5 protein-coding genes and 1 pseudogene are annotated in these 12562 nt (G+C 37.9%); 4 read left to right on the plus strand and 2 right to left on the minus strand.

Annotation, left to right across the window (positions count from 1 at the left end; all coding sequences use genetic code 11):
• Positions 1 to 172: 172 nt before the first annotated feature.
• From AC2JBO_RS05115 to AC2JBO_RS05125, 3 genes and pseudogenes are all read left to right on the plus strand, one after another.
• Positions 173 to 487: pseudogene (locus tag AC2JBO_RS05115) on the plus strand (FAD-dependent oxidoreductase); the annotation flags it as partial.
• Between the two features lie 218 nt (positions 488 to 705).
• On the plus strand, positions 706 to 1014 hold the full coding sequence (locus AC2JBO_RS05120) for a hypothetical protein (protein WP_496952552.1): 309 nt from the start codon (positions 706 to 708) through the stop codon (positions 1012 to 1014).
• 253 nt (positions 1015 to 1267) lie between these two features.
• The gene (locus tag AC2JBO_RS05125) at positions 1268 to 6934 is read left to right on the plus strand and encodes a trifunctional serine/threonine-protein kinase/ATP-binding protein/sensor histidine kinase (protein WP_496952553.1); all 5667 of its coding nucleotides are present in this window, start codon (positions 1268 to 1270) and stop codon (positions 6932 to 6934) included.
• Positions 6935 to 7063: 129 nt separating this feature from the next.
• Here the strand turns inward: AC2JBO_RS05125 and AC2JBO_RS05130 are convergent, their stop codons facing one another.
• Entirely contained in the window at positions 7064 to 8455 is a 1392-nt protein-coding gene (locus tag AC2JBO_RS05130) for a cytochrome P450 (protein WP_496952554.1), read from the minus strand.
• 558 nt (positions 8456 to 9013) lie between these two features.
• Positions 9014 to 9982 (minus strand): terpene synthase family protein, encoded by a 969-nt coding sequence (locus AC2JBO_RS05135; RefSeq protein WP_496952555.1) that lies wholly within the window; start codon positions 9980 to 9982, stop codon positions 9014 to 9016.
• A gap of 969 nt (positions 9983 to 10951) precedes the next feature.
• Between AC2JBO_RS05135 and AC2JBO_RS05140 the strand changes: the two genes are divergently transcribed.
• Positions 10952 to 12328 (plus strand): hypothetical protein, encoded by a 1377-nt coding sequence (locus AC2JBO_RS05140; protein ID WP_496952556.1) that lies wholly within the window; start codon positions 10952 to 10954, stop codon positions 12326 to 12328.
• Positions 12329 to 12562 lie beyond the last annotated feature (234 nt).

Raw genomic sequence — 12562 nt, forward strand, 5'->3', positions numbered from 1 at the left:
ATAAGGCTAAGTTTATGAAGCTATTATAAGAATGATTCTTAGTATTATTGTCAAGTTTTATGGAATTTGCCCCATAACTTGTTTCGCACGTTTATAGGCTCTTGTCTTTCAGAGGCTTCAAAATGCAGCGATTACTTTACAAGCATCTTACTTGTACCCTTACAAGTATGGCGCCAAATTGCAAATACCTGATTGGGTAAAAAAGATTGAATCAGAATACCCAGAAGATAAGTTTTGTCATTCAACAAGTGTAGATTTACGTTCAAAACACGTTGCTGGAGAAAAGGTGTTAATTATTGGTGGTGGTCTGACTAGTGGACATTGAGCAGTAGGCGCCATCTTACGAGGTGCGAAAGTCCATCTGATGATGAAAAGACAACTACAGGAAAAGTTATTTGACGCTGAACCAGGTTGGCTGGGACCAAAGTATCTCAAGGGATTTTTTGCTTGTTGTGATTACGAAGAACACTCAAAAATGATTCGACAGTTTATGTGCCAATTGCTCCCATCCTAATTCAGTTTTGGAACAAGTGACACCTCGGCTGCATGACTTTAGCCACGTTTTCGCACAAGAACAACATGACTATAGTCACGGTTATTAAATCAGACTTTCGACTCATGTGTGGCGCCAATATAGTTTCTACAATAAACCTAGATTTCAAGTTTTAATCTAAACCTTTGTAATAGATAGGGGCTTGTAGAAGTATGAAAAGTGCAAAAATTTTATTGACGACTGTTGCTATTTGTTTAGGTGTAATACCCCAATTCCCAGCAATGGCAGCAAATGGTGAGATTGCTTGTGATTCTCTGATTAGAGATAATGGTTATTCAGTAGTTCGGAGGCGTAGTGGTGAACCTGTTTACAGAAACGGCCGGGTTGTTGATTATACTTATGTTTACAATGTTCGGAATAATAATTACAGAAGAGACAGAAGAGATAGGGAAAATAGACGTGATGTTGTGACTTGTGTGTGGAATGCAAGACGTGATTCAGCCAGATTAATTTTCCGATAAATATGAATGTGCCAGTTTGAGCAACATAAAAAAGATTTAAAATAAATCCTGTAGGACAGACGAGACACCTATCCTACAGGATTTATTTTTTTGGGTTTAGGGTTGGTGCCCTTTTTTCGCGTATGCAACGCGGCTCTTGTTAACTAAGTAATTTCACTATGTCGTATGCAGTATAAATATGACTTATTGAAACTAATGATATTTGCAGCCTTTGAATGGGAATACTTATAGAGTAGTATAAATATGAGCTGCTATGACAAAATTATTAGATATAAAAGATAAAGTTATTGGCTATCACATTACTGAGAAAATCTACTCAGGTAGCAAAACCTTAGTTTATCGAGGCATTAGAGAGCAAGATCGAAAATCGGTCATCCTTAAAGTAATGGCAGCTGAATACCCTACCTTCAGTGAAATTACTCAGTTCCGGAATCAGTACACCATTGCTAAAAGTCTCGACTTTCCTGGCATAGTCAAACCTTTAAGCTTAGAAAATTATCGCAACGGCTATGCTCTAGTGATGGAAGACTTTGGTGGCATTTCCCTCGCTGATTGGCTGCAAAACCAGGAGATGGAGAATAATTCTATTTCTTTAAGTCAATTTTTTCCGATTGCCATTGAAATTGTCTCTATTTTAGAGGGATTACACCGTTATCGAGTTATCCATAAAGATATAAAACCCGCCAATATTCTAATTAACCTCAGTACTAGTGAGGTAAAGCTCATTGACTTTAGTCTTGCCACTTTGCTACCAAGGGAAATTCAATTTCTCACTAATCCCAACGTTTTAGAAGGGACGCTCGCTTATATCTCCCCTGAACAAACGGGTAGGATGAATCGAGGTATCGACTACCGCAGCGACTTTTATTCTTTGGGTGTCACCTTTTTTGAACTCCTGACTGGACAGTTACCCTTCAGCGCTACTGACCCGATAGAATTAGTTTATTCTCATATTGCCAAACAACCGCCTTCTGCCAGCGATATTAACGCCAATGTTCCCCCGATTTTATCTGACATTATTGCCAAGTTGATGGCAAAAAATGCCGAAGACCGCTATCAAAGTACACGCGGGTTAAAGCATGACTTGTCCAAGTGCTATCTCGCTTGGCAAGAAACTGGAAATATTGGCGCCTTTGAGTTGGGAGTAAGCGACATCTCAGACCGTTTCGTGATTCCTGAAAAACTTTATGGGCGCCAACATGAAGTTGAAACTCTACTTGCTGCTTTTGAGCGTGTAACTAGTGGAACAACAGAAATGATGTTAGTTGCAGGTTTCTCTGGAATTGGTAAAACTGCCGTGGTCAATGAAGTCCACAAACCTATCGTGCGGCAGCGTAGTTACTTCATTAAAGGGAAATTCGATCAGTTTCAGCGTGATATTCCCTTATCAGGACTAGTACAAGCATTTCGAGATTTAATAGGGCAATTACTAAGTGAAACTGATTCCCAAATACAATATTGGAAAACTAAAATATTGTCGGCATTGGGAGAACAAGCGGCTGTAATTACTGATATTCTTCCCGAACTCGAACAGATTATTGGTAAACAACCAGAAATTAGTACACTTTCTGGCAGTGCTGCTCAAAATCGCTTTAATTTATTGTTTCAGAGATTTGTCCAAGTATTTAGTACCAAAGAGCATCCTCTCGTTATCTTTCTAGATGACTTGCAATGGGCAGACGCAGCTTCTTTAAAGTTCATCGAATCATTAATGAGCCAAACCAATGTAGTCAACAAAAATCTTTCCTTGTCTTCTCCTGAAATTACAGAAAATCTCTTATTACCCATGTTTAAAGGGCAAAATTATGAGGTCAATAAAAAATCGAGTAGTGACGAAACTGCGGGAGGGTTGTTACTAATTGGTGCATATCGAGATAACGAAGTTTCAAAGGCACATCCGCTTTGTTTAACACTACAGGAACTTGAAAAAACGGGAGCAATCATTAATGACATCACTCTAAAACCTTTAAACCAAAGTCAATTAAATACTTTGATAGCTGATGCCCTACGGTGTGAAGAAAAACTTGCTGTACCTCTTACGCAAATAGTGTTTGCAAATACCACTGGAAATCCCTTTTTTGCTACTCAATTACTCACTTCTTTATATCAAGATGGCGTTATTAATTTTAACTCTGATACTGGATTTTGGCAATATGATATTACCGAAGTACAGGCGATAGCTCTCACAGATGATGTTGTTGAATTTCTGGCAATTCAATTAAAAAAATTGCCAGAAACTACTCAAAAAGTTTTAATGCTGGCAGCTTGTGTAGGTAACGAATTTGACTTACAAACTCTCGCTACAGTTTGTGAAAAATCCGTGGTAGACACAGCATCAGATATATGGAAAGCTTTACAAGAAGGGTTAGTTGTACCTCAATCAAGCGTTTACAAGTTATTTCAATATGGTGATGGTAATAATAATTTTGAAAGCAAAGACTTAAAAGAATCATCAGTCACGAATTCGCAAATTCCTAAATATAAATTTATCCATGACCGGGTACAGCAAGCTGCCTATTCTCTAATCCCTGAAGACCAAAGAAAGCAAATCCACTTAAAAATTGGGCTATTGTTGTTAAATAATACCCCTACTGCCGAACAGGAAGACAAGATTTTTCAGCTTGTTAATCAGTTTAATATGGCAGTGGAATTAATTACTGAACAGACACAGCGTGATGACTTGGCCCAGATGAATTTGATAGCCGGACGTAAGGCTTTAGCATCAACAGCTTATCCTGCTGCGCTAAGGTATTTAGCTACTGGAATCGAGCTACTTACTCCGGATAGTTGGGAGAATCAATATGATTTATCTCTAGCCTTGTATGAAACAGCAGCAGAGGCGGCATACTTGGCTGGTAAATTTGAGAAAATGGAAGAGTTTGTACAGCTAGTGTTGGCACAGGTTAAAACATTACTGGAAAAAGTGAAAGTTTATGAAATAACAATACAGGCTTACGGGGCACAAAATAAAGCACTAGAGGCTGTCAATATTGTGCTGGGCTTTTTAAGGTTATTGGGTATCGAGTTTCCTGAGAACCCTACTCAGTCTGACGTTCAGTTGGCGATGGCAGAAACAACATCAAATTTGGCGGGGAGGCGTATTGAAGACTTAATTGATTTGCCGGAGATGAGAGAAGTCAAGCAGCTAAAAGCCATGCGTATTCTATCCAATGCATTTGTTGTTACTTATGCAGTTGCTCCTGAATTATGTCTGCTAATTGTCCTTAAACAAATCAACCTATCGCTTAAACATGGTAATGCTGCCTTGTCTGCCTTTGGATACGTTACATACGCAGTAATACTCTGTGGAGTAGTTGGAGATATTGAGTCTGGCTATCAATTTGGTCAATTGGCTTTAAGTTTGGAGGCCAAGTGCAATGCAAAAGAAGTTAAAGCCAAAATACTGACATCAATTAATGCTGCTATCAAGCATTGGAAAAAGCATGTAAAAGAAATATTAAAACCTTTGCTAGAAAGTTACTCTATGGGGCTGGAAACCGGAGACTTAGAATATGCAGCCTTTTCTCTTGTAATTTATTCTTACTCTTCTTATTTCGTTAGTAGAGAGTTGACAGGACTGGAAAGAGAGATGACAACCTACAGCAATGCTATTGCTCAAATTAATCAGCAAAGGGCTTATTACTGGCATGAAATCCATCGGCAAACCGTCTTGAACTTGTTAGGGTTTGTAGAAAACCCCTGTCGTTTAATAGGTGAAGCCTATAATGAGGAAAAAATGCTGCGACTTCACCTTGAAGGAAAAGATGGAGTTGGGCTTTTATACTTATATTTGAGTAAACTACATCTGTGTTACTTATTTAACGAGTTTCCTCAAGCACTTAAAAATGCTACTTTGGCACAAAAATATTTAGATAGTTGTACAGGACAACTCTTTATTCCTCTTTTCCATTTTTATGATTCTCTAGTACAGCTTGCAATGTATTCTGATTTAGAGAAGTATAGAAAACAAGATATTATCCAAAAAGTAATAACTAATCAGGAAAAGATGCAGTATTGGGCAAATCATGCTCCAATGAATTTTTTGCATAAATTTTATTTGGTTGAGGCTGAACTGTGTAGGGTTATTGGTAAATTTTTCGAGGCTATCGAATTATACGATCGCGCCATTTCTCTTGCTAAAGAAAATGAGTACATAAATGAAGAAGCTCTCGCTAACGAACTTGCTGCAAAATTTTATTTAGAATTGGGTAAACAGAAGATTGCCCAAATTTATTTAATTGATGCATATTATGCATACAGTCGCTGGGGAGCAAAAGCTAAAGTTAAAGATTTGGTAAAACGCTATCCTCAATTACTTACTCCCATTCTTGAGCAAGAACAACCTAGCCTCCATCCTAACTATAAAACTACATCTTTCAAGCATAAATCCTTATCAAGCGTCAGTAGTCACCAAACTGTTATTGGTTTCAAAACAAGCGTTTCTGACTCTCTAGATTTAGCGGCTGTCATCAAAGCATCTCAAGCGCTTTCGGGAGAAATTGAGCTTGAACAACTGCTTTCTACTTTAATCAAAATTGTGATGGAGAATGCAGGCGCCTCTAAATGTGCTTTAATTTTGAGCAAAGTTAATAACTCACAGTTAACCATTACTGCAATCAGTTCCTGTTCAACTATAGAGTTTCCTTCAACTTGCTTAGAGTCAAGTAATGATATTCCAGTTACTTTGGTAAATTATGTCAAACGTAGCTTAGAAACTTTGGTAATAGATGATGTAAAAACAGATACATTTATAACAGACGATAGCTACATTATCCGCGAAAAGCCTAAGAGCATCTTGTGCATTCCAATTATTAATCAAGGCAAATTAATCGGGATTATTTATCTAGAAAATAAACTCACGACAGGAGCATTTACACGTGATCGCTTAGAAGTACTGCAACTTCTCACTACTCAAGCAGCTATATCTTTAGAGAATGCCATCCTCTATAACAATTTAGCTGAAGCTAATCAACAATTAATGGAATACAACCATACCCTAGAGGAAATAGTAGATAAGAGAACACAGGAACTTAACGATAAAAATCAAAGTTTGCAACAAACACTACGGGATTTACAACGTACTCAAACCCAATTAATTCAAAGTGAAAAAATGTCTTCTTTAGGGCAAATGGTTGCGGGTATTGCACATGAAATCAATAATCCTATCAACTTTATACACGGAAATATTCAATATACTAGTAGGTATGTACAAGACTTACTTAATTTGATAAATGTTTATCAACAAGAATATCCCATACCTACTCCTAAAGTTGAAGAAAAAATTGAGGAAATTGACATTGACTTTATATTACAAGACCTGCCCAAAATTCTAGATTCTATGAGTATGGGAAGTTCACGCATCCGTAATATTGTGTTAGGCTTACGTAACTTTTCCCGCCTTGATGAATCTGAAATGAAGCATATAGATATTCATGAAGGAATTGACAACACATTGATGATTTTGCAGCATCGACTAAAAGAACAAAATGATCGACCTGAAATAAAAGTCATTAAAGAATACGGACAATTACCAACAGTTAATTGCTATGCTGGTCAACTTAATCAGGTATTTATGAATATTCTAAGTAATGCAATTGATGCTTTGGGAGAGAGAATAAAGACTATAGAAGGGGCAACAGAGAATAGTCAACTCCAAACTCCTATAATTAGAATTTGCACTGAACTACTAGAAAAGCAAACAGTGAGAATTCTGATTACTGACAACGGTTGTGGTATACCAGAAGCTATACAACAGAAAATTTTTGACCCATTTTTTACTACTAAACCAGTTGGAGGTGGTACAGGATTGGGGTTGTCGATTAGCTATCAAGTTATAGTAGATAAACATAAAGGTCAGTTAATCTGTAATTCCACGCCAGGAGAGGGAACTGAGTTTGTGATTGAAATACCTGTGCAGTAGTGTGGTGGTTAGACTATTAGTTCACAACATCAAAGTGAAGCTTTTGTAGTCAGCACTTTAATGCTTTAATTAAATATTAAAAAACTAAAGTCCTTACTACAAAATCATCAAAACTTTTGCGATTGACTACTAAACTGCGGATTTACTTGCCATGTTTAATAGAGACTCACGATGCCCACGCCGCCCTGTAATAACCATCTTGACTCCACCAGCAGGGGCTATAGTTAAACCTCTACGCTGAGGTTGCTCTGGTCGATTATCAACTAGTGCAAGTTGATAGCTTGACAGGATTGTTGCCAACACTAACTTGATTTGAAATTGTGCTAAAGCTTCACCAATACAGCGACGGGCACCACCACCAAATGGCAGAAATTCATAGGGAGAAAATTGTCTTTCTAAAAACCGCTCTGGCTTAAACTGTTGTGATTCAGGATATAAATCCTTACGGTGGTGAGTAAGGTAAATACCAGCAAGTACTACTGTCCCAGGCTCTAAAGAATGTCCCAGTAGTTCTACTGGTTCTTGCACTAGCCTAGGGAGAGAGAACATCAAAGGTGGGTAAATTCGCATGGATTCATTACACACTGCCGTGAGATATGGCAGTCGGTAAATACTCATGGGATCTGGAGAATCACCGACTGTATTCAGTTCTTGAAGCAGTTTTTCACGGATTAGCGGTTTTTGGTGAATCCAGTACAATGCCCAAGCCATTACCGTCACTGTAGTATCATGTCCACCCAATAACAGGGTTATCAATTCATCGCGCAACTCACGATCTGTCATTTGGCTACCTGCTTCATCCCTGGCTAACATCAGCAAGGAGAGGATATCTGTACGATTTAGATCGGCTTTTTCTCGGCGTTCAGCAATTTCTGCATAGAGCAGTTGATCAATTTGCTGTCGTCGTCGCACGAAGTTTCCCCAAGGACTCCAAGCTCCTAAATCCTGTTGTAGTAAAGGAAACATAAGCATACTAGAAGTCAGGGGTGAGTTAAAGGTATCCATCAACAAGGCTAGTAAATGCTTGAGTTTTTGGAAACGTTCTCCCTCACACAAGCCAAAGACAACCTGTAAAATTACTTCTAGCGAAATTTCCTGCGTGGCTGTGCGAGCAGAAAAAGGCTTGTCTGTGGGTAATCCACTAAAGACTTTTTCGGTCAAATTACAGATTTTCTGACCGTAGACTCGCATACGCTCTCCATGAAAGTGGGGCATTACGAGTTGTCGCCTCTGTTTATGGTAATTGCCTTCCAAAGTGAGAATTGAATAGTCTCCGGCTAACGGCTGCAAAATTCTGTTTGCTTCACCGACTGCTGCAAAATTCTTTCTATCGTTTGTGAAGATTTTCTGAATTCCCACTGGATGGTTGACAAATACTACAGTGTTACCAAAACCAATTATCTCAGCAGTAAAAATGTCTGGATGTTGCTGGGCAGCACTTTCTACATATCCTACAGGGTCATTAACCCATTGGAGTTTCTGGAGAAACGAGGGAGTTTTGAGAGGATTAGGTAATGACATCTGAATTTTAAATCCCAAAATTTGTTTAACGAAGTCGGAACTAGTAACGCTCGGCGTAAATGTATAGACCTTTTTTAAGGGTTATAAGCCGCAGCATTTTCGTTGATTACAATGGTATGCTTACTTGCGCCAAGCGGTACTAGGAAGTCGGAAGTAAAGATTTCAAGCGTTCCGACGTTTCGGGGTTTAATTCCCTCACATCTTGCACCAACGTATTAATACTGGTTTTTAAAGGGCTTAATAAACATACATTTTTATCAATAACACGAAAAAATCAGTATTTAAGCCTGTGTAGGCAGGCTTCGTTTGTATAGCCCCACCCACGCGCGGGTATAGGTGCAAGATATAAGCCTCCGACTGGCGCCGTAAACGCTCCAGTGAAATATGGGAAAGCGCACATTTTTCTGAAACCCTTGCTATATATAGGATTTTAGAATGTGCAAGTTAGGAGTTCCCCATCCCCTACGGATTGAAAGTTTTGAGTTGGGGTTTAAATCCCAATCTCAAAACCGTACTTCCGACTTCCGACTTCTTTTTAGAATAAACGAACTAACAAGCTTAAGATTTAACTAAAGCCAGTGTCTCTAAAGTCTGATACCGCGCGGAGCGACAACCCCAATCGAAATTACCACGTATCCAAGCGTGCATTCCTGATATGTATTTAGCCAGTTCAACATCTACCTCTTTTCCAAAAGAGGGAATAGATGCTTCTAAATTTATCATCGCTCTTATTTCTTGATTATGTATTTCCGCTGCACGCTCAATAGCCTTTTTCAGAGGAATTTGCTGTTGATGATGTATTACTAACACTAGATTATGGACATCACCTCTCGCCATTTCTTTGGATACTGAAACAATATCGTTACACCAACAAATGATGTTATTTGTCATCATTTTTAGTTTTTGCACGATGTCATGCAATCGTAAAAAATCGGGGAGTATCAGGTAGTTACAAAACTCAATTAATTCTGTCGTAGAATCTACAGCTCCAGTTAAACTCCGTAGCGTAGAATATGTGCCAATCTTGGGTACAATTCCTTGTAAGCGGTTGGCAGCTTCCAGCACACATCCTTGGAAGTATTCCTCAACAGTACGGACAAAGTAACGGAACCATTTGGCGGTAGCTTTTTGCACTATCCTCTCCCTTAAGTTATTTAAAGCATGACTAAGGGGTATATCTTGCAGCATCAGTTCTGCCCCGTTTAATATTTCTAGAAATCTTTTGTGAAAAGCGTTCAGCAATTCAGGTTGTTCTCCTAAATCTGACATATCGCATTGGTCATCCAAAATAAACAGCCAGCTTATCCAGTCATTAGCAATCTTAAGTTCTTCCAACTGGCAATAAGGATAAGTATATGCTGCTAGTAGATAAAACTTTGACTTGCGAAACCGTTCATAAGATAGTTCATCTTGGAGCAAATTAAAGCGCATTACCCATTCCAGTGCATAGTCTCCAAGGACATCCACATGCATATTTACCTGCAACGGGAATGGGCAGTACAAGTCAGGGAAAATGAATTTTTCCATAAATAACTCTAGGGTCTATGATAATAATAGGTAACACAAATTACACAGACACAGAACAAGTTGACTTCTTAATCGTTACCAAGCAATTACTGATACACCACTTTTGATACAGTACGTGAATGACATTAATTAACACTGCAAGTGGTATTTCTATAATATGGCTTAGGTCAAAAATTTAGTCCGTCAAACCATTGTTTAATTTTTAATTAGAATTTTTAACCGTATTTATCAGTAATTAATCACGTTTGTAAAACTAATTATATACTTTGTAACAAAAAATACATTTAGCGATTGGAAGTTGCTGCACTTTAGCTATGAGCTTGTAATCTTTGCCTAGATTAGGTTCAAGTAAGTTAACCTCTGAAGAATGAATACAAATTGCGAAAGATTTGTATACTATTGTATACTATAATGTTGTAATTTATACTTTTTTAAATAATATAATTCAGATTTATCTATAGGACTTAGTAATTTTTAACACTAAAAATCCTAAGTAATTAATCTACATTGTCAATAAATCATGACATCGATCAAGTTCATTAAGCATTAAACATACTATCCAAAAATTCGTAGCAAGCTCTGGGTTTGGCTTTGAGGTGTAGAAACTTGAAGCAGAAACCCTGGTAATAGATATTACTAGTAAGCAAATAAGCCTCAAGTATCAAGCAAATATCATTCTATTAGATGATGACAAATTAACACAGTTAAGTTAATGTCTTGTTGAATTTGTTTCTAGGCTAAGTAACTGTTCAGAGGCGCCTTCTTCACGAACACGACGTGATATCTAATAAACATTTTTTGGTATTTATCGGACAATGTTCTGAAAAAATAGACATGTCCAATTGTTAAATCATGGGTGACAGTTTAGAAACTGTCACAAGCAGACTTGAAATTGAAAACGGAAAATATTTCATTAGTAATCATCTACTATTAAGCTAAAATAAATAACTTTGAGGGTCGAACAAAGTAATGGCATTAAAGAAGAAAAAAGGGTTTCGCATCGAAACTAAAACGTTAAAATCTAAGCTGATACGCCAAGGTAATTTCGTAGAAAATACAGTGCGCGTTTACCGCGAATCAATCGAGTTTTTTATTCAAGTTATAAACCAACACCCTCTAGGGGTTGATTTGAACAAAGACTCGATGCGTGATTTTTATGATGCATTAACTTTAGGTGAAAATGCAAAATATCCTTTTATGTACTCTGATATGCCTCGTGACCTCCGCTGGGATGTTATAAGTACCGCTGTCGGGCATTATAAATCTTGGCGTGCTAATTATCAAAAATGGTTAGTATCGGAAGCGAAACGCTTTGAGAAAGCCATTAAAAAAGGTAAAATTCATAAGCCTCACCTCGAACCAAAAATACCAACAGAGGTACATGATTCTCCAACATATTATAAGTATAGTATGTACAAAGAGGATACAGGTTTTGATGTGCTGTTAAAAATGCGTGTGGGTAATGGTTGGGGATGGGTCAAGTTTAGTTATTTTGCGTACTCGTTTGATAATAATTGGATGAAGGGTTGCCCGACAATCGTTTTCAAAAAAGATGGTAGTTGTTGGATAAACTGGACATTAGAGCGTTACCACATTGCAACAGGGGGAGTAAAAGCACAACAGGATAAAAGAGTTTGCGCCATTGATATTGATTTAGACGGTGATTGTATTTGCGTGCTATCTGTATTAGAACCGGACGTAAACGGAGGGGTTAAAGAAGTAGCGAGAAACTTCATTAAAGGACATAACTCTCACGTCAGACGTAGGAAGTCGGCTCTTGGCAGAATAGCAAAAAAAATGAACACTACCGGAACTGTCTTCAAAGGTTTTTGTAGTAAGCGTTGGGAAAAAATTTCTAATAGAGAAGAGTCTGAAGGATATCGTATCAGTTCTCAAATCGTAAAATTTGCGGTTTTACACCATTGCAAAGTAATTGTTTTTGAACATTTGGGTTCATTACGTCCTCAAAAGGGCAAATACTCTAAACGTTCAAATCAAAAACGTGCTTATTGGTTGAAATCAAAAATTTATAAATTTACTCATCATATTGCGAGAACTAAACACAATATCCTCACTGCAAGAGTTAACCCCAAAAATACTTCAAAATACTCGGCTTTAACTGGTGAGGCAGTATTCATAACTTCCCACGACTTTACCGCTCATCTTGTCAGAAAATCCTCGGCTTCATGGGATTTTTACATGAAAGAACAAGGTTATACACCTGGCAAGCTAGCTATACTTCGGTCGGGTTATTGTGTTCATAGCGGATTAAATGCTGCAAGAAACATCGGAATGCGTTTCTACCAGCGTTATAGTAATGTAAAGCTTGCCCTTGTAAGAGGATAAGTCAAACGAGTCGCTACATGCAACTTGTTTGAGCCTACGTGTAGAAGGCTGACAACTTTCCTACTAAAATAACTGATTGCCATTTAGTGAGAATGGTCGTGTGGTGAGTTTTTCTGTACTCCAGAAGATGCTCTGATCAGCTGGACAGAGGAGAGCCGAAAATGTAAGGATGTGCGACTCGTTCTAAGTAGGAACCCTTAGAAACTAAAGGTGTATGACTTAGGTAAAAGGGAA

It is taken from the genome of Calothrix sp. CBUCES-K 9914, from assembly GCF_059640475.1.